Source organism: Ralstonia sp. OTU4908, assembly GCF_038440115.1.
In the GTDB taxonomy this organism is placed as follows: domain Bacteria; phylum Pseudomonadota; class Gammaproteobacteria; order Burkholderiales; family Burkholderiaceae; genus Ralstonia; species Ralstonia pickettii.
Genome location: NZ_JASATD010000032.1, coordinates 13,551 through 32,728, shown reverse-complemented (window position 1 = coordinate 32,728; position 19,178 = coordinate 13,551). Strand labels below are relative to the sequence as shown.

Annotated in this window: 16 protein-coding genes; 11 read left to right on the top strand and 5 right to left on the bottom strand. The window is 65.9% G+C overall.

What is annotated here, in order from left to right:
• Nucleotides 1–68: 68 nt before the first annotated feature.
• Nucleotides 69–1,310, top strand: coding sequence for an AGE family epimerase/isomerase (locus tag AAHM38_RS20505; RefSeq protein WP_041668551.1), 1,242 nt, complete (start codon nt 69–71; stop codon nt 1,308–1,310).
• Between the two features lie 8 nt (nt 1,311–1,318).
• Nucleotides 1,319–2,620, top strand: a complete 1,302-nt coding sequence (gene tcuC / locus AAHM38_RS20500; protein WP_015855780.1) for an MFS transporter — start codon at nt 1,319–1,321, stop codon at nt 2,618–2,620.
• A 655-nt stretch (nt 2,621–3,275) separates the two neighbouring features.
• On the opposite strand, the gene icmF is transcribed toward tcuC, so the two are convergent.
• Complete coding sequence (gene icmF, locus AAHM38_RS20495) at nt 3,276–6,563, bottom strand: fused isobutyryl-CoA mutase/GTPase IcmF (RefSeq protein ID WP_116577053.1); 3,288 nt, start codon at nt 6,561–6,563, stop codon at nt 3,276–3,278.
• A gap of 342 nt (nt 6,564–6,905) precedes the next feature.
• Here icmF and AAHM38_RS20490 point away from each other — a divergent pair, with 342 nt between their 5' ends.
• The 9 genes from AAHM38_RS20490 (at nt 6,906) to AAHM38_RS20450 (ending at nt 16,385) form a co-directional block, all read left to right on the top strand.
• Nucleotides 6,906–7,931 (top strand): hypothetical protein, encoded by a 1,026-nt coding sequence (locus AAHM38_RS20490; RefSeq protein ID WP_116577054.1) that lies wholly within the window; start codon nt 6,906–6,908, stop codon nt 7,929–7,931.
• Nucleotides 7,932–8,190: 259 nt separating this feature from the next.
• Nucleotides 8,191–9,393 (top strand): ammonium transporter, encoded by a 1,203-nt coding sequence (locus AAHM38_RS20485; RefSeq protein WP_116577055.1) that lies wholly within the window; start codon nt 8,191–8,193, stop codon nt 9,391–9,393.
• Between the two features lie 81 nt (nt 9,394–9,474).
• Complete coding sequence (locus AAHM38_RS20480) at nt 9,475–9,831, top strand: DUF427 domain-containing protein (protein WP_116577056.1); 357 nt, start codon at nt 9,475–9,477, stop codon at nt 9,829–9,831.
• 163 nt (nt 9,832–9,994) lie between these two features.
• Nucleotides 9,995–10,717 (top strand): AraC family transcriptional regulator, encoded by a 723-nt coding sequence (locus tag AAHM38_RS20475; protein ID WP_116577057.1) that lies wholly within the window; start codon nt 9,995–9,997, stop codon nt 10,715–10,717.
• Between the two features lie 105 nt (nt 10,718–10,822).
• Nucleotides 10,823–11,803, top strand: a complete 981-nt coding sequence (locus tag AAHM38_RS20470; RefSeq protein WP_116577058.1) for a DMT family transporter — start codon at nt 10,823–10,825, stop codon at nt 11,801–11,803.
• A 645-nt stretch (nt 11,804–12,448) separates the two neighbouring features.
• The gene (locus AAHM38_RS20465) at nt 12,449–13,096 is read left to right on the top strand and encodes a LysE family translocator (protein ID WP_116577059.1); all 648 of its coding nucleotides are present in this window, start codon (nt 12,449–12,451) and stop codon (nt 13,094–13,096) included.
• Nucleotides 13,097–13,130: 34 nt separating this feature from the next.
• Nucleotides 13,131–14,324 carry a low temperature requirement protein A gene (locus tag AAHM38_RS20460; RefSeq protein ID WP_116577060.1) on the top strand — a complete coding sequence of 398 codons (1,194 nt, stop codon included), beginning with the start codon at nt 13,131–13,133 and terminating at the stop codon, nt 14,322–14,324.
• A gap of 94 nt (nt 14,325–14,418) precedes the next feature.
• Nucleotides 14,419–15,126 (top strand): glutathione binding-like protein, encoded by a 708-nt coding sequence (locus tag AAHM38_RS20455; protein WP_116577070.1) that lies wholly within the window; start codon nt 14,419–14,421, stop codon nt 15,124–15,126.
• A gap of 62 nt (nt 15,127–15,188) precedes the next feature.
• Complete coding sequence (locus AAHM38_RS20450; RefSeq protein ID WP_116577061.1) at nt 15,189–16,385, top strand: MFS transporter; 1,197 nt, start codon at nt 15,189–15,191, stop codon at nt 16,383–16,385.
• Between the two features lie 307 nt (nt 16,386–16,692).
• Here AAHM38_RS20450 and AAHM38_RS20445 read toward each other — a convergent pair whose 3' ends face one another.
• From AAHM38_RS20445 to AAHM38_RS20430, 4 genes are read right to left on the bottom strand one after another with little or no spacing between them, the layout of a single operon-like run.
• Nucleotides 16,693–16,947 carry a hypothetical protein gene (locus AAHM38_RS20445; protein WP_116577062.1) on the bottom strand — a complete coding sequence of 85 codons (255 nt, stop codon included), beginning with the start codon at nt 16,945–16,947 and terminating at the stop codon, nt 16,693–16,695.
• Nucleotides 16,944–17,360, bottom strand: a complete 417-nt coding sequence (locus AAHM38_RS20440; RefSeq protein ID WP_043412060.1) for a VOC family protein — start codon at nt 17,358–17,360, stop codon at nt 16,944–16,946. Before AAHM38_RS20440 ends, AAHM38_RS20445 begins: the two co-directional genes overlap by 4 nt.
• Nucleotides 17,360–17,866, bottom strand: a complete 507-nt coding sequence (locus AAHM38_RS20435) for a helix-turn-helix domain-containing protein (protein ID WP_037028009.1) — start codon at nt 17,864–17,866, stop codon at nt 17,360–17,362. Before AAHM38_RS20435 ends, AAHM38_RS20440 begins: the two co-directional genes overlap by 1 nt.
• 20 nt (nt 17,867–17,886) lie before the next feature.
• The gene (locus tag AAHM38_RS20430; protein ID WP_116577063.1) at nt 17,887–19,107 is read right to left on the bottom strand and encodes an aminotransferase-like domain-containing protein; all 1,221 of its coding nucleotides are present in this window, start codon (nt 19,105–19,107) and stop codon (nt 17,887–17,889) included.
• Between the last annotated feature and the right edge of the window lie 71 nt (nt 19,108–19,178).

The window sequence follows — 19,178 nt, the reverse complement described above, 5'->3', positions numbered from 1 at the left end:
ACAGAACAGATACGAGCAACCGGCCCGACGAGAATGGGTCGGCGCCCGCCACGATCATCACGGCGCACATGCTTTCACAACCCTCCACGCCCCCGCCGCCCGATACGGCCACGACCGAACCGTCCGCCGCGATTGCGGCGGCGCTGGAATCCTTCGACCGCTACTACGACGACGTCCTGCTGCCCATGTGGCTGGGCCCCGGCTGGAATGCTCAGGCCGGCCTCTGCTATGAGGCGCTCGTCGTCGACAACGGCGCGCTGGTGCCGGCATCCACCGCACGCTACCGGGCGATGGCGTGTGCGCGGCAGTTGTATACCTTCGCGCGTGCCACGCAACTCTCCGAGCGACATCGCGATCTCTGCGCCGAACGCGCCGCCGCGCTGTGCCATGCGCTGGACACCCGCTTTCGCGACACGATCCAAGACGGCTGGCTGTTTGCGATCGACAGCGCGCTGGCCCCGCACGACACCACGAAGGATCTGTATACGCACGCCTTTGTGCTGTTTGCCGCCGCACATTGGCTGGCCGTGAGTGACGACCCGCGTGCCGCCGCGCTGATGCACGACGCGCACGATGTGATCACGCGCCGCTTTGCGCGGGCCGGAGCCCAACCGCTGCCGGTCGCATCCATGGACGGCACGTTCAGCACCACGCTGGCCGGTGTCGCGCAGAACCCGGTGATGCATCTGACCGAGGCGTACCTGGCCGCCGCCGCGCTGGACGAACCGCCCGCCTGGGCCGAGGCAGGCGTGCGCACGCTGGCCGAGGGCATCCTTGCGCGCTTCATCGATACGCGTACGGGCAGCATCACCGAGTTGCCGGTTGACGAGGCCAGCACCGACAACCGCATCGAACCCGGTCACCAGTTCGAATGGTTTTATCTCGTGCGAGGACACGCCGCTGTCTTCACGCGGTCCGAAGCCGGCCGCCGCCTGGCCGAAACCCTCGCCCGCGCGGTGGATGCCGCCTGCGCCGATGGCGTGGATGCCGAGACGCAGGGCGTGTGCCTGGCGCTCAATCTGGACGGCACGATGCGCGACGCCAGCCAGCGCATCTGGGCGCAGACGGAATACGGCCGCGCGCTCGCGCTCTGCACCGAAACGCAGGGCGCCATGCTCGCGCGCCTTCTGCCGGCGTGGTCTGCGCGCTTCCTGCATGCGCAAGGCTGGAACGAAGTGGTCGACCCCGCCGGCCAGCGCCTGCGCGCCGACATGCCATCGAGCACGCCGTATCACATCACCACCTTTTATGAGGCGGCCCGCAGCGCGCTGTCCGGCTCGCCCGCACGTTGTACCCAAGCTGTTCAGTGAGAACCATCATGCATACCTCCAACCCCAACGAATCCAAGGCCCGCACCGTCTTCCGGGTGGTTAGCGGCAACTTCCTGGAGATGTACGACTTCATGGTCTATGGCTATTACGCCAAGGCCATTGCCGACACCTTCTTCCCCGCCGGCAACGAGTTCCTCTCGCTGATGCTGTCGCTCGTGACCTTCGGTGCCGGCTTCCTGATGCGGCCGCTGGGCGCAATCTTCCTGGGCGCGTACATCGACCGTCACGGCCGTCGCACGGGGCTGATCGTCACGCTGGCGCTCATGGCCTGCGGCACCCTGCTGATCGCGCTGGTGCCGGGATACGCCACCATCGGGCTGGCGGCGCCGCTGCTGGTGCTGATCGGCCGGTTGCTGCAGGGCTTCTCGGCTGGCGTGGAGTTGGGCGGTGTGTCGGTCTACCTGGCCGAAATCGCCACCCCAGGCAAGAAGGGCTTTTTCGTGAGCTGGCAATCGGCCAGCCAGCAGGTGGCGGTCATGTTTGCCGCGCTGCTGGGCGTGCTGATGTCGTACCTGCTGCCGCCGTCTGAGATGAGCGCATGGGGCTGGCGCGTGCCGTTCCTGATCGGCTGCCTGATCGTGCCGTTCCTGTTCATCATCCGCCGCTCGCTGCAAGAGACGGAAGAATTCCAGAAGCGCAAGCACCGTCCGGACCTGCGCGCCGTGTTCCGCTCGATGGGCCAGAACTGGCGCCTGGTGGGCGCGGGCACGCTGATGGTCGTGATGACCACGGTGTCGTTCTACCTGATCACCGCCTACACGCCGACCTTCGGCAAGAGCGTGCTGCACCTGTCGGACATGGACAGCCTGATCGTCACGCTGTGCGTGGGCGCCTCGAACTTCTTCTGGCTGCCGGTAATGGGCGCCGTATCTGACCGCGTCGGCCGCCGCCCGCTACTGATCCTCTTTACCGTGCTGATGCTGGTGACGGCCTACCCGGCCATGCAGTGGCTGGTTGCTGCACCGTCGTTCGCCCGCATGCTGACCGTGCTGCTATGGCTGTCGTTCCTGTACGGCAGCTACAACGGCGCGATGGTCGTCACGCTTACTGAAATCATGCCGCCGGAAGTGCGCACCACCGGTTTCTCGCTGGCGTATAGCCTCGCCACGGCCATCTTCGGCGGCTTTACCCCGGCGATTGCCACATGGCTGATCCACGAGACGGGCAACAAGGCCATGCCCGGCGTGTGGGTGTCGTTCGCTGCCCTGTGCGGGTTGATTGCCACGCTGGCGATCGTCAAGCCGGCGGGCAGGCATGAGCATGGGGCGGGCACGGCGCCTGTTGCCTGACGGGCATTTGGGATGAAGGAACGCCTCTCGGAGGGGGTATCTCTCTGAGGGGCGTTTTGCTTTTTCGGCTTTTGTTTTCTTCTGGGATTTTTTTGTGGTCCACCCCCCTTTCGTTCCCTGCCGGGACCGACTCACTTTTCTTTGTCTTGCCAAAGAAAAGTAAGCAAAAGAAAGGCGCGCCCGAGATGGCGACACCCCCTTGAATTTGTGTGACCGTGCGGGGAAGGAGGCAAACTCGCTGCGCTCAGACAGCCTCCTTCCTTGATCCGCCCGCTCACAAAAATTCAAGGCGCCATCAAGGGCTCAACGTCAAAAGAGAAAGGCCAACCCATCGTACGGTTGGCCTTTTCGTTTGGGCTGGCGCCCCGAGGGTTTGGGTTTGTCCTTTGACCTTCCTGCCCTAGATGGCGCCTTGAATTTCTGTTGCAGGGAGGAAAAAGGAAGGGAAACTGTCTGAGCGCAGCGAGTTTTTCCCTTCCCCTCCCTGCGACATAAATTCAAGGAATCTTTCGCCATCTCGGGCGCGCATTTCTTTGCTTACTTTCTTTGGGCAAGACCAAAGAAAGTGAGTCAGCCCCGGCAGGGGATGAAACAAGGGATGCACCACAAACAAAAAACCAAAAACCGAAAACCAAAAACCAAAAACCAAAAACCCCTACATATTCCGCCGATACTGCCCCCCCACCTCAAACAACGCATGCGTGATCTGCCCCAGCGAGCAAACCCGCACCGCGTCCATCAGCACCGCAAACACGTTCTGATCGTCAATCACCGCGCGCTGCAGGCGCTGCAGCATGGCCGGGGCTTCCCCGGCATGCCGAGCATGAAAATCCTGCAGCCGCGCGAGTTGGCTCTGCTTCTCTTCCTCGCTGGAGCGCGCCAGTTCAATGTGCGGCGGCACCACGCTCTCGGCGTCGGGGTTGCGAAACGTATTCACACCGATGATCGGCAACGAGCCATCGTGCTTGCGCTGCTCATACAGCATCGACTCTTCCTGGATCCTGCCGCGCTGGTAGCCGGTTTCCATCGCCCCCAACACACCGCCGCGCTCGGCAATGCGCTCGAACTCCCGCAGCACGGCTTCTTCCACGAGGTCCGTCAGTTCGTCGATGACGAAGCTGCCCTGGTTCGGGTTCTCGCACTTGGCCAGGCCCCACTCGCGGTTGATGATGAGCTGGATGGCCAGCGCACGCCGCACGGATTCGGCCGTCGGGGTGGTAATGGCCTCGTCGTAGGCATTCGTGTGCAGGCTGTTGCAGTTGTCGTAGATGGCGATCAGCGCCTGCAGCGTCGTGCGGATATCGTTGAAGGTGATCTCCTGCGCGTGCAGGGATCGGCCCGAGGTCTGCACGTGGTACTTCAGCTTCTGGCTGCGCTCATTCGCGCCGTACTTGTCGCGCAGCGTCACCGCCCAGATGCGACGCGCGACCCGGCCGAGCACGCTGTACTCCGGGTCCATGCCGTTGGAGAAGAAGAACGACAGGTTGGGCGCGAAATCGTCGATGTGCATGCCGCGCGCAAGGTACGCCTCCACATACGTGAAACCGTTGGCCAGCGTGAAGGCGAGTTGCGAGATCGGGTTGGCGCCCGCCTCGGCAATGTGGTAGCCCGAGATCGACACCGAGTAGAAATTGCGCACCTGGTGGTGCACGAAATATTCCTGGATATCGCCCATCACCTTGAGCGAAAACTCGGTTGAAAAGATGCAGGTGTTCTGCCCCTGGTCTTCCTTGAGGATGTCGGCCTGCACCGTGCCGCGCACGTTCTGCAGCACCCACGCGCGAATCTTCGCTTCCTCGTCCTGCGTCGGCTCTCGCCGGTTGTCCGAACGGAACCTGGCCAGGTTCTGGTCGATGGCGGTGTTCATGAACATCGCCAGGATCGTCGGTGCCGGGCCGTTGATCGTCATGGACACCGACGTGGCGGGGCTGGTCAGGTCAAAACCGTCGTAGAGCACTTCCATGTCGTCGAGCGTGGCGATCGACACGCCCGAGTTGCCGACCTTGCCGTAGATGTCGGGGCGCAGCGCCGGGTCTTCACCGTAAAGCGTGACGGAGTCGAACGCGGTGGACAGCCGCTTGGCCTCCATGCCTTCGGAGACGAGCTTGAAGCGGCGGTTGGTGCGGAAGGCATCCCCCTCGCCTGCGAACATGCGCGTCGGGTCTTCGTTCTCGCGCTTGAAGGCGAACACGCCGGCGGTGTACGGAAAGCTGCCCGGCACGTTCTCGCGCATCAGCCAGCGCAGCACTTCACCGTCGTCTTCATACGGCGGCAGTACGACCTTGCGGATGGTGGTGCCGGAGAGCGTGGTGTGCGTGAGCTGCGTGCGGATTTCCTTGTCGCGAATCTTGACGACGTATTCGTCGCCGGAATACGCGCGGCGCAGGTCAGGCCACATGGCGAGCAGCTTGCGCTCGGCGGCGCCGAGCTGCGCGTCGCGCTCGGCCGCCTGCTTGTCGAGCGCGGACAGCGTCTGCACGGTGGCGCCGGCCTGCTCCAGCATGCGGTGGCTGGCACGCAACTGCTGGCGCTCGCGCGCGAGGCGGCTTTGCGCGTCGACGCGGCGATGGTAGCCGCGCACGGTATCGGCCAGCTCCGCCAGGTAGCGCACGCGCGCCGGCGGCACGATGGCGTCGTGGCTGGTGGAGCATTTGCCGGCCGTGCGTGGCAGCGTGCGCTCGGCCAGCGCCATGCCGCGCTCGCTCAGCCGATCGGCCAGCGCGTGATACAGCGCCGTCACGCCGTCGTCATTGAAGTGCGAGGCCTGCGTGCCGAACACCGGCATATCTTCGGGGCGGGCATGCCATTGCTCGCGGTTGCGCTGCACCTGCTTGGCGACGTCACGCCACGCATCCTGCGCGCCCTTGCGGTCGAACTTGTTGATCGCCACCAGATCGGCAAAGTCCAGCATGTCGATCTTCTCCAGCTGGCTGGCGGCGCCAAACTCGGGCGTCATCACGTAGAGCGACAGATCGACATGCGGCACGATGGCCGCATCGCCCTGCCCGATGCCCGAGGTCTCCACGATGATGAAATCGAATCCGGCGGCGCGGCATGCTGCGATCACGTCAGGCAGCGCGTCGGAAATTTCGCGGCTGGCCTCGCGCGTGGCCAGCGAACGCACGAAGATGTTCGGATGATTGATCGCGTTCATGCGAATGCGGTCGCCCAGCAGGGCGCCGCCCGATTTGCGCCGCGACGGATCAATCGAGATGACGGCGATGCGCAGCGTGTCCTGCTGGTCGAGCCGGAAGCGGCGGATCAACTCATCGGTCAGCGACGACTTGCCCGCGCCGCCCGTGCCCGTGATGCCGAGCACCGGCGTCGGCGTGGCTGCCGCAGCCGCATGTACGGCTTCACGCAATGGCGAATCGATGCGGCCCGACTCGAGTGCGGTGACCAATTGCGCCAGCGCACGGCGGTCGCCATTGGCTACCGGGTCAAGGGTAGCAGGCGCATGGATGGAGAGATCGATATCGCAGCGCTGCACCATGTCGGCAATCATGCCGGCCAGGCCCATGCGCTGGCCGTCTTCTGGGCTGTAGATGCGCGCGACGCCGTAGTCCTGCAGTTCGCGGATCTCCGCCGGCACGATCACCCCGCCCCCGCCGCCGAACACCTGGATGTGCTCGCCGCCGCGTGCGCGCAGCGCGTCGATCATGTACTTGAAGTATTCGACGTGGCCGCCCTGGTAGCTGGACACGGCAATGCCCTGCACGTCTTCCTGCAACGCCGCGTTCACCACCTCGTCCACCGAGCGGTTGTGCCCGAGGTGGATCACCTCGCAGCCCATCGACTGCAGGATGCGCCGCATGATATTGATCGACGCGTCATGCCCATCGAACAACGAAGCGGCCGTCACGAAGCGCACCTTGTTGCGCGCGAGCCCAGGTTCGCTGGCAGGCGTGGGATCGGCCGCGCGGGCGGCGGAAAGATCGGTCATGTCTCCACCTTCTATAAGTGGGGCGCCGGCGTTGGATGTGTTGTGCGACGCACAAGGCGAAGCGTGCCGGTCAGCGGGTCGAACAGACAGTATTTTCGGGCTTGACGCACTCGTCAACGGGCCGCACGGGCTCTGACTTTTTCGCCCGCCTACCCTTGCGGGTTCACGGTGAGATGCGCGCCATTCCCTTAAATAGGGGCGCAGACTGCCCGAGCCATTTGCGCAAATTGGACGGCCTGAACGGTCCGATCTCGGTGCAACACCCAGCTTGCACACAATCGAAACAAATCGTTACAGTCGCGTTCTGGTCGGAAACGGGTCCGGCCATAGGAGGAACTTCCAATGCCAAGCCGCGCAACGATGCGCTGGTGTCTGACCGCCTTGCTGGCGTGGTCCGGTCACGCCCTGGCGTGGGACTACACGCCCGGCGCCATTCCGGGGCTGATCAGCGTGCTTGGGTTCCTGACCGTGCAGTCGCAGGCGCTCGACCGCGCCATCCAGCGCTTTCCCGGCCAGCGTGAAGAGCTGATCCGCGCCCGTACCCAGTTCGACAACACCTTCCCGCAAGCGCTGGCGCGCACGCGCCGCCTGATCGCCGGCATTCCGCTATCCGACGACGAGCGCCAACTGCTGATCGAGCGCGCGCTGGACCTCCACCAGCCCAGCGTGGGCGTTGCCACCCAGACGGCCGAAACCGCCCACTCGCTGGCCGAACGCGTGGTTGCGCGTGCGCAGGGCAGCCAGGACCGCGCCACGCTGCAGACCCTGCTGGCGGTGGTCTACGACGACCGCCCCGCCGATGAGCTGGGCAGCCGCTTTACCCAGGCCGTGACCCTGTCTGACTGGCCGAATGCGCGCGGCGCGAGCCTCGCCCTGCGGCTGCCGTTCTCTTGGGAACGCGTGCCGCCCACGGCGCCGCGCAAGCCCGACCCGGCACGGGTGGCGATCGGCGCATGGGCCAATCAGGGCGGCTCTGGGCTGTCGCGCATTGAGCTCATCGTGCGCCCCACCGAAGGCGACCCCGAAACCGTGCCCGACAGCCGCGAACCGCGCTGGATGCGCGATGCCGTGAAGCAAGCCGTGGCGGCCCCCTGCCGACTGCTCGGCTGGGGTACGCAATCGTTGGGCAGGCGCATCGGCGTGTGGGCCAGCTACATCGGCGAATCGCCCGGGCCGAATATCCCGCGCGCCCCCGGCAACACGCTGGTCGGTCGCGTCTTCATGGTGCCGACCGAGGGCGCGCTGCTGATGCTGCACATGCAGTCTCTGGCCACATCGCCCGAGCAGGCCAGCGCCGTGCGCTTGCGGTACGAACCATTGTGGGACGCCGTGGCCGCGTCGTTCAGCGTGTCCGGCGCCAAACCGTAGCGCCTGTCAGAACGGCGCAACGCACCATCAAAGCGCACGTGCAGCGCCAAATGCACCAATTAAAAGCACGAACGCACCGATTTCGGGCCACGGCCGTCGCGCTGCGGGGCAATGACCTCCCGCGCACGACCATGGTGCGCCACATCACCTTTTTGCACACCGCTGGAACAACTTTTGCATCTGTCGGCGCTTTTTGCGTCATTTGTGGGCAAACCCTGCACCCGGATGGCGCTGACCTTCAACCCGCACGACAACCGCAATGAACTCCATCAAAACCGGGGGCGACGCGCTCTTCATCCTGCTGGGCGCGATCATGGTGCTGGCCATGCATGCCGGCTTCGCGTTCCTTGAGCTGGGCACCGTCCGCAAGAAGAACCAGGTCAATGCGCTGGTCAAGATCCTGGTCGACTTTGCCGTGTCGACCATCGCGTACTTCTTCATCGGCTATTCAGTCGCGTACGGCGTCAACTTCTTTACCGGCGCCGATGTGCTCGCCCAGCAGAACGGCTACGAACTGGTGAAGTTCTTCTTCCTGCTGACGTTTGCGGCGGCCATCCCGGCGATCATCTCGGGCGGCATTGCCGAGCGTTCGCGCTTCGAGCCGCAACTGGCGGCGACCTTCGTGCTGGTCGGTTTCGTCTACCCGTTTTTTGAAGGCATCGCCTGGAACGAGCGCTTCGGCATCCAGCACTGGCTGCAGAGCGTGACGGGCGCGGAGTTCCACGACTTCGCGGGCTCGGTGGTCGTGCACGCAGTGGGCGGCTGGATCGCCCTGCCGGCGGTGCTGCTGCTGGGCGCGCGCCACGGCCGCTACAAGGACGACGGCCGCATCGCCGCGCATCCGCCGTCCAACATCCCGTTCCTGGCCGCCGGCGCCTGGGTGCTGGCGGTGGGCTGGTTCGGCTTCAACGTGATGAGCGCGCAGACGCTCGACAAGATGAGCGGCCTGGTCGCCATCAATTCGCTGATGGCCATGGTGGGCGGCACGCTCACCGCGTGGTGGATGGGCAAGAACGACCCGGGCTTCTCGTACAACGGGCCGCTGGCCGGCCTGGTGGCCGTGTGCGCCGGCTCCGACGTGATGCACCCGCTGGGGGCGCTTGCCGTCGGCGGCATCGCGGGCGTGCTGTTTGTCTGGATGTTCACGCGCGTGCAGAACGTCTGGCGCATCGACGACGTGCTCGGCGTGTGGCCGCTGCATGGCCTGTGCGGCGCGTGGGGCGGCATCGCGGCCGGCATCTTCGGTTTGAAGGCGCTCGGCGGCCTGGGCGGCGTGTCGTTCTGGGCGCAACTGGCGGGCACGGCAGGCGGCATTGCCATTGCGCTGATCGGCGGCGCGGTGGTGTACGGCACGCTACGCAAGCTCGTGGGGCTGCGCCTGGATCGCGAAGCCGAATTCATGGGGGCCGACCTGGCGATCCACCGCGTCTCGTCCACGCCGGAATCGGAAACGCACTGGTAAGCAGTAACCGGCAGTCAGGGGAACGCGCGCGCGGCGCTTGCTACAGTGACAGCGTCTTCCCTCGCACTGCAGGAGTGCCGCATGCCCGATATCGATCCGAATCACCCCATCACCGTCGAGTCCAACCCGCGCCGCGTGACCGTAACGCTCAATGGTTTCACCATTGCCAGCACGCACCTGGCGCGCACGCTGCGCGAGGCATCGTACCCGCCGGTGCAGTACATCCCGCGCGACGATGTGCAGATGAACCTGCTGGAGCGCACGCAGCATCACACCCATTGCCCGTACAAGGGCGATGCGTCGTACTACACGATCGTGGCCGGCGATGTGCGCGTCGACAACGCCGTCTGGACGTACGAACAGCCCAAGCCCGTCGCGCGTGAAGTGGCCGGCTATCTGGCGTTCTATCCCAACAAGGTGACGATCCAGGAGGAATGAGGACGCAGGCGCCGCTGACATGCCGCTGTCATGCGGGCGGCGCACGATGCGCCTGTTCCTCTTCTCACGGATCCTCTTTCCGTGAAAGTTCCGAGACCCGACGCAGACGATCTGTGGCCGGGTATTTTTTTGGGCGGGTGCCGGTGCTATTCTCGGCGGCACCATGCTGGACTTCCGCACTTACGGCCTCGCCGCGCCCCCACACTCGCACGACTTCATGCAGGTCGTGATGCCCGCACGCGGCATCCTCGAGATGGACGTGGACGGCCGCGGCGGCCGCGTCGACACGCACCACGCCGCGCTCATTCCGGCCGGCGCCACGCATGCGTTTGAAGCCAGCGGCGCCAACCGTTTCATCGTCTTCGACATCCCCGGGCAAAGCGCGGACGCCCCCAGCCTGGGCGGCTTGGCCGATCGCGTGTTCTTTCCGCTCACGCCCGGCCTGCGCGCACTGACGACATGGCTGCAGGACGCGCCCATCGTCGACACGGTGCTGGCCACTGCGTGGTCGTCACTCGCGCTGGCAACGCTGGCCGCGCATCCGGACAATCAATCCACGCAGATCCGCGCACGCCCCGATGCGCGTGCGGAGCGCGCATGGCACGCCATCGAGCACCGCTACGCGGAGCCGCTCACGGTCGATGCGCTTGCCGTAAAAGCGGGCGTCAGCGCGCGCCACCTCGCCACGCTGTTCCGCGCCGCCTACGGCACCACGCTGCATGCGCATCTGGCCCAGGTACGGCTGCGGCATGCATTGACGCTGCTGGAAACCACCGCCCTGCCCATCGCCGAGATCGCCGCGCGCACCGGCTATTACGACCAAAGCGCACTCACGCGCCACCTCAAGGCCGCACACGGCGTCACGCCCGCAGCGTTGCGGCGCTAACCCGGCCATTTCCGTTTTTTCCAAAGCGCAGCCGTCTTCGCCAAGACGCGCGGCACGCGCACGCGCAGAGTGCCGGTTCGATTGATCTTTTCGGACAGGCGCTCCATGGCTGTTGGCGACACCTCCACTGCAACGCAGCTGCATCACGGTCAACACGACGCGCGGCGCGACCACCTCACGGGCATCGGCTACGGCGTCGCGGCCGGCGCGCTGTGGGGCGTCATCTTCGTCGCGCCGAAAATGCTGCCGCAGTTCTCGCCGCTGGCGCTGTCGGCCGCGCGATATGTGCTGTACGGCGTGCTCTCGCTCGTACTGGCGCTGCCGGTGTGGCGCACGCTGTGGCGCAAGACGACGCGGCGGGATTGGGTGGCGCTGCTGTTGCTATCGCTGCCGGGCAACATCCTTTACTACCTGTGCGTGGCCGGTGGTGTGCAGCGCGCAGGCGTGGCGCCGGTGTCGCTCATCGTCGGGCTGTTGCCCGTGACGGTCACACTGGCCGGCGCCGCTGAACGCGGCAGCCTGCCGCTGCGCCAACTGGCCCTGCCCTTGCTGATGGCGGTTGCGGGCGTGGTGTGCATTTATCTGGATGCGCCCAACATGCATTCGAGTGCGGGCGGCAGAACCTATTTCATCGGCCTCTTGATGGCAGCGGGTGCGCTGGCGTGCTGGACGGTATATGCGGTGTGCAATGCGCGGTATCTGCGCGCGCGGCCGCAGTTCACGAGTCGAGAGTGGTCGCTGTTGACTGGCGTTGCGACCGGGGTGCTGTCACTGGCACTGGCCGTGCCGGCGTTCTTGCTGCCCGGCATGGCGACGGCTTCTGCGCAGCCCGCATCGGCGTGGGGTATGTTCTGGCTGGTGAATATGGGCGTGGCGCTGGGGGCGTCTGTGCTCGGGAACAGCCTGTGGAATGCAGCCAGCCGCAAGTTGCCGTTGACGCTGTCGGGGCAGTTGATTGTGTTCGAGACGGTGTTTGCGCTTTTGTATGGGTTTATCTATGAGGCACGATGGCCGCATGGGCTTGAAGTGGCGGCTGCGGTTTTGTTGGTGAGTGGGGTGGGGTTGGCGGCGCGGAGGCATGGGTAGGGGTTTTTTGGTTGTTTTTTGCCTTGGTGGTGCATCCCTTGTTTCATCCCCTGCCGGGGCTGACTCACTTTCTTTGGTCTTGCCCAAAGAAAGTAAGCAAAGAAATGCGCGCCCGAGATGGCGAAAGATTCCTTCAATTTCCGTAACCAGGCGGAGGCGGGGAAAACTCGCTGCGCTCAGACAGTTCCCCGCCTTTTTTCCGCCCGCTTACGAAAATTGAAGGCGCCATCTAGGGCAGGAAAGTCAATGGACAAAAGCCACACCAACTAAACGCACGCCCAAACGACAAGGCCAACCTCGCGACGGGTTGGCCTTTTTCTTTTGACGTTAGGCCCTTGATGGCGCCTTGAATTTTTGTGAGCGGGCGGAAAAAAGAGGGAGGCCTGTCTGAGCGCAGCGAGTTTGCCTCCCTCTCCGCCCGGTCACACAAATTCAAGGGGAAGTCGCCATCTCGGGCGCGCCTTTCTTTTGCTTACTTTTCTTTGGCAAGACAAAGAAAAGTAAGTCGGTCCCGGCAGGGAACGAAAGGGGGGCGGACCACCAACCCAAAAACCAAAGACAAAAAACACCCCCCCCCATTTGACGCCCCATTTTTTTCATGGATAACTGTCTCCCCACCCCCCCAACAACACAGCGAGCCACCCCATGACCCTCCAAACCTGGCTGGCCTTCATCGGCGCCAGCATCATCATCCTGCTCATCCCCGGCCCGACCATCCTTTTGGTGATTGGTGATTCGCTGGCCAACCGTGGCCGCTCGGCGTGGAGCACCGTTGCCGGCGTGGCGGCAGGCGACACGACCGCCATGGCCGTGTCCCTTGCCGGTGCGGGCGCCCTCCTGGCCGCTTCGGCTGCGGCCTTCACGGCGCTCAAGCTCATCGGCGGTTCGTACCTCGTCTATCTGGGCATCAAGTCCATTCTCAGCGCACGCCGCCTGCAGGACGACGTACAGGCGGACGCGCCCGAGGCCACCCTCCCCGTGCAGCGGAAGTCCGCGGGCCGCCGCTTCCTGTCGGCCTGGACGGTCACCGCACTGAACCCCAAGAGCATCGTCTTCTTCGTCGCCTTCGTGCCGCAGTTCATGTCGGCCGAGCAGACCTTCCTCTCGCAGAGTGCGATCCTGCTGCCGACCTTCGTCATCCTGGCTGCCGCCAATGCATCGATGTACGCGCTGGCCGCCAAGCTGCTCGCCAAGCGCCTGACGAGCGTGGCCGCACAGCGCCGCTTCGGCTACGCGGGCGGCGCGGTGATGGTGGGCGCAGGCACGCTCACGCTCGGCATGCATTCGGCCTGATCGCCCCCCCCCAAGGCCGCACCGAGGACACCCAATGCCCCGCAGTTACCTCCGCCCCGCGCCCGAAGGGGCCCACGGCCACCACCGCGTCACCAACATCGAGCTGTTCTTCGATCTGGTGTTCGTGTTTGCGGTGACGCAGCTCTCGCACCTGCTGATTGGCAACTTCACGCTGCAAGGCGGCGCACAGGCGCTGCTGCTGATGCTGGCGGTGTGGTGGGTGTGGATCTTCACGTCGTGGGTGACCAACTGGCTCGATCCGGACAAGCTCGCCATCCGCATGCTGATGCTCGTGCTGATGACGGGCGGGCTGCTGCTCTCGGCCTCGCTGCCGCAGGCGTTCGGCTCGCGCGGGCTGGCCTTTGCGCTGGCCTATGTGTTCATGCAGTTCGGCCGCACGGTGTTCTTCCTGTGGGCCGTGCGCGGCGAGTCGCTGCCCATGCGGCGCAACTTCCAGCGCATCGCCACGTGGCTCGGCATCTCTGCGGTGCTGTGGCTGGCGGGCGGCCTGTCGGACGGTTCCGTGCGCTGGGCGTGCTGGATCTTCGCGCTGGTCATCGAATGGCTTGGGCCATCGATAGGCTTCTACACGCCGGGCCTGGGCCGCTCCACCACCAACGACTGGAACGTGGAAGGCGGCCACATGGCCGAGCGCTGCTCGCTGTTCATCATCATCGCGCTCGGCGAATCGGTGCTGGTGACGGGATCCACGTTTGCTGGCCTCGACTGGACCGCAGAAAACATCGCGGCGATGGCGCTGTCGTTCATCGGCAGCCTGGCGATGTGGTGGCTGTATTTCGACAGGATTGCCGAGCGCGGCGCGCGCACCATGTCGCATTCGGCTGATCCGGGGCGGCTTGCACGGCTGGCCTACACCTACATCCACGTGGTGCTGGTGGCCGGCATCATCGTCGGGGCCGTGGCCGATGAGTTCGTGCTGGCGCATCCGGTGGGCCGCGCCCATGAAGGGACGACGCTGGCGGTGCTGGGCAGCGCAGCGCTATATCTGCTGGGCAACCTGCTGTTCAAGTGGGCGATCTTCGGGCGGTTGCGCCCGGCACATGCTGTCGGCCTGGTGGTGCTGGGCGGCGCCTGGCTGCCGGCGGGTGAACTGCCGGCGCTCGCGGTGTCCGCGCTGGCGACGGGCGTGCTGTGCGGCACCGCGGCGTGGGAATGGTACGCACGCTCTTGCGAGACAGTGGAACCCGCACAGGCGCACAACCCGTGAGTGGTCACCTGAAAATTCCAGTTTCTGGACATTACAAAAGGCCACTCGCGCGCCTACGCTGTCAACCAACATGACAGAACACGAGGGCCCCGCCATGATCGACCTCTACTACTGCGCCACGCCCAATGGCCTGAAGATGGCGCTGTTCTTTGCCGAAACCGGCTTGCCGCACCGCGTCATCCCCGTCGATATCAGCCGGGGCGACCAGTTCAAGCCCGAGTTCCTGGCCATCTCGCCCAACAACAAGATCCCGGCCATGGTCGATCACGACCCGGCCGAAGGCAGCGACCCCGTGGTGCTGTTTGAATCGGGCGCCATGCTGCTTTACCTGGCCGAGAAGACCGGCCAGCTGATGCCCGCCGACCTGCACGGCCGCATGGAAGTGCTCAAGTGGCTGTTCTGGCAGGTGGGCGGCCTGGGCCCGATGGCCGGGCAGATCGGCCACTTCAACGTGTATGCCCCCGAGCGCGTGCCCTACGCCATCGAGCGCTACACCAAGGAAACGAACCGCCTGTACGGTGTGCTCGACCGCCGCCTGGCCGATCGCCCCTACATTGCCGGCAACGACTACACCATTGCCGACATCGCGGCCTATCCGTGGATCGTGCCGCACGCCGGGCATGGTCAGGACCTGAACGACTTTCCGAATCTCCAGCGCTGGTTCGAAGGCGTTGGCGCACGCCCTGCCACGCAGCGCGCCTATGCCGGGGTCGAGCGCGCCTACTCGCGCCGCCGCGAAGACATCTCCGACGACGAGCGCAACGTGCTGTTGGGCCAGACGGCCAGCTCCACCGCGCGCTGATCCTCGCGGAGCCTCTGCGCTCCGCCCCTCTCTCCGCTTTCCTCTTCTGACAGGAGCCGACCATGCCGGCATCGCTGTGGTGGTTGTGCCTGGGCGCGTTCGCCATCGGCACTGAAGGGTTCATGATCGCCGGTCTGCTGCCGGTGCTGGCCGCAGACCTGGGCGTGAGCGTGCCGGCGGCTGGGCAGCTCGTCACCGTGTTTGCCATCACCTATGCCGTGGGCTCGCCGGTGATGGCGACGCTGCTCGGCAATGTGGACCGCCGACGCGTGCTGATCGGCGCGCTGGCCATCTTTGCGGCAGGCAACCTGCTGGCGGCTACCGCGCACGGCTTCGGACAGTTGATGGCGGCGCGCGTGTTGCTGGCGCTGGCAGCCGGCGTGTTTCTGCCGACGGCCAATGCGGTGGCGACCTCGCTGGTGCCGGCCTCGCGCAGCGGCTCGGCGCTGGCCATCATCACGGGCGGCGGCACGGTGGCAGTGGCGCTCGGCGTGCCGCTGGGCGCCTGGATTGCGGCGCAGGGCGACTGGCGCTCGACATTCATCGCATGCGGTGTGTTGTCGGCATTGGCCACGGCGGGCCTGGCCTTCGGCCTGCCGCGCGCGCTGCCGCACAGCGTGACCACGCTGGCGCAACGCCTGAGCGTGGCACGCCGCCCCGGCATGCTGGGCGCGCTGGCGGTGTCCACGCTGTGGGCGGCAGGCGGCTTTACGTTCTACACCTACGTCGCACCGTTCTTTGTGCAGGGGCTGGGCTTCGCGCCGCAGCACGTGGGCATCGTGCTGTTCCTGGTCGGCAGCTTTGCGGCGCTGGGCACGGGCCTGGGCGGCCACCTGACCGACCGCGCCGGCGTGGCGCGCGTGCTGGCGGTCAGCAGCGCGGGCATCGTGCTGGCCTTCTCGGTGCTGTCGCTGTCGGCACAGGTGCTGCACGGCACGGTGGCCGGCGCCGTCGCTATCGGCGCGGTCGTGCTGTGGGGCATGGCCGGCTGGGGCTTCGGCCCGGCGCAGGCGACGCGGCTGATCCGCCTGGCCCCCGATGTGTCGCCGATCACGCTGTCGTTGCATGCGTCGGCCGTGTATGCGGGGATTGCGCTGGGGTCGAGCGTTGGCGCGCTGGCGCTGGCGCATGGCGGGCCCGGCATGCTGGGATGGGCCGCCGCCGCGTGCCATGTGGTGGCCGTGGTGCTGTGGCGCATGGGTGGGCGGCATGAGGCGGCGCTGGCCGATGAACCGGCAGCCACGTCGGTCGCACATTGAACCCCCGGGCGCGGAACGCGACGCGCCAGGTTCTGAACCCGGTGGTCGAGCCTCAAACCGTCGTGCTCCACAGTTCGAGCTCGACATTTTCGACCTCAAACACTCGCGCTCCGGGCTTTGAGGTCGACGCTTGGGCCTCAAAGGCTCGGCGTCCGGCCCTCGCCCCCTCGCGCTCGGCCCTCTGAGCCCGATTTTTTCGACCTCGAACTGTCATGCTCCGGGCGTTGAGCTTGGTGCCCAAGCCTTCGAGGCTCACGCTCGACAGTCTGAGCTCGGCAATCGGGCCTCAGAGCCTCACGCGCCACGCTCAGATGGCCGCGGTGGGCGCCCCCCGATCACCGGTCGAACGCCGAGCACCCCGCCGATCCAGGTACGGCAGCGCAAACAGATAGAGCCCCGTGAACAGCAGCAGCGCCAGCGGCAGCAGAGGCGCATAGGTAATCCACGCCGGCGGCTGCGCACCCTTGCCCAGCCCCAGGGCGACAAAGTTGGCGATGACCGTGAGCGTGAACGCCATCGACACCCAGCGATGGAACTGGCGGATTGCGTTGCGGGCGCTCACTTTGCACCCCCAGCGGCCTGGATCATCTTCCAGCCGTTGCCGGCCGGGTCACGAAAGCCAGCATCGACGCTGCCGAAGCGGTCGATCGGCTCCTGCGTGAACTCCACGCCGCGCTCGCGCAGTTGCGCATAGGCGGCCCGGCAATCGGCAACGGTCAGCACCAGCGGCGGCATCGCGCCCTTGGCGACCATGGCGCGCAGCGTCTGCGCCGTGGCCTCGTCGTGGATGGGCGGGCCCGGCTGGAACAGGCCGAGCTGAAACGACGGCTGCTCCGGATGCTGCACCGTCAGCCACCGGTACGGGCCGTTGCGCACGTCGGTATGCACGCGAAACCCGAGCTTGTCGACATAGAACGCCAGCGCCGCGTCCTGGTCATCCACATACAGCCCGACGACATTGATCCCTTGGCTCATCACTGCTCCTCGTTGTTGGTGGGTGACGGATTTGTACCCGCCGCCAGTTGGCGGCGCTTCTCCGAAACTGCTGTGACGAGGTCGGGCCGCTGCGCCGCTTTCAGCACACAGGCGGGCACGCGGTCGAGTTGTTGCAGCGACGCGGTTGCCTGTGCGTGGCGGCGCAGCGCGCTCGGGCTCTGCCCGGTGATGTCGCGGAAGATGCGGCCGAAGGTGCCGAGGCTTTCCCAGCCGGTGGCGTAAGCGATTTCAATGATGGGCAGGTCGGTGTCGCGCAGCAGGGTGGTGGCCTGCTCGATGCGGCGCGTGAGCAGGTAGCGGTGCGGCGGAATGCCGAAGGCCTGCTTGAACGAGCGCGCAAAATGCGCCGCTGACACGCCGCTCACTTCGGCCAGCCGCTTCACAGGCCACGCCTCGTGCGAGGCGGCGTCCATGCGGTCTTTGGCGCGCAGCAGGCGGCGCAGCAGCGCGGGGTCTTGCTGCGCGTCGGTGTGTGCCTGTGCCACCGCGGCCTGCGCCGGCGCGGTCAGCCCAGCTTGAACTCGCCGATGGCGTGCGCAAGCTTGCGCACACCCTCTTCCACCTGCGCCAGCGACGAGGTGGCGTACGACAGACGCAGCGTCGAGCGATCCGGGTCTACGGGGTAGAACGCCGCACCCGGCACGAACGCCACACCGCGTTCGATGGCCATCTTGGCTACATCGCCGGCATTGCGGCCCGGCAAGGTGCACCACAGGAACATGCCGCCGCGCGGGCGGTTGAAGGTCAGTTCGGTGTCGGGCAGCAGCGCACGCAGCCCGTTGGCCATGGCGTGTGCGCGTTCGGCATAGGCAGCGCGCGTGCGCGGCAGCACGGTCTCGAGGCGATTGCTGCGCAGATACGCAGCGGCCGTGGCCTGCGCAAACGTGGAGGTATGCGCATCGGCAAACTGCTTGACCATCACCGCGTTGCCCAGCACCGGCTGCGAAGCGATCATCCAGCCCACGCGCAGGCCCGGCGCCACCACCTTCGACAGGCTGCCCAGGTAGATCACGCGCCCCTGTGCGCCGTCGGTCTGCTGCGACAGCGCGTACAGCGACGGCGGCGGGGGTGCGTCGAAATACAGATCGCCGTAGGGGTCGTCTTCCACGATCAGCAGGTTGTGGCGCACGGCCACGTCCAGCAGGCGCTTGCGGCGCTCCAGGCTCATCAGCGCGCCGCTCGGGTTGCCGAAGTTGGGAATCATGTAGAGGAATTTGGGGCGCGCGGTGGCACCACCACCGGCGAGCACCTTTTCCAGCGCGTCGACATCCAGGCCGTCGCCGTCGGTCGGTACGCCGGCCACCTTGGCGCCGTACAGCTTGAACGCCTGGATGGCGGCGAGGAAGGTGGGCGCTTCGGTCAGCACTGTGTCGCCTTCACCGATCAGCACCTTGCCCAGCAGATCCAGCCCTTGCTGCGACCCGGTGGTGACGAGGATGTCGGTGTTGGCGACGTTGGCGCCGCGCGCCTTCATCAGCGTGACGATGGCCTCGCGCAGCGGCTCGAAGCCCTCGGTGGCGCCGTATTGCAGCGCGCGGGCGGCGTCGGTGGTGAGCGCGCTGTCGGCCGCGGCCTTCAGGCCTTCCACGTCAAACAGGGCCGAGTCAGGAAAGCCGCCCGCAAACGAGATCAGGCCCGGCTTGCCGAGCACCTTGAACAGTTCGCGGATGGCGGACGTTTCAACGTTTTGCAGGCGGGGTGCCAGCAGCGATTGCAGGAATTCCATGGCGTGCGCGTCTCTGTAGTTCGAGTGCCCGCCACTTTACGTGATGTGCGCCGCGTGCGCATGCCAACAGG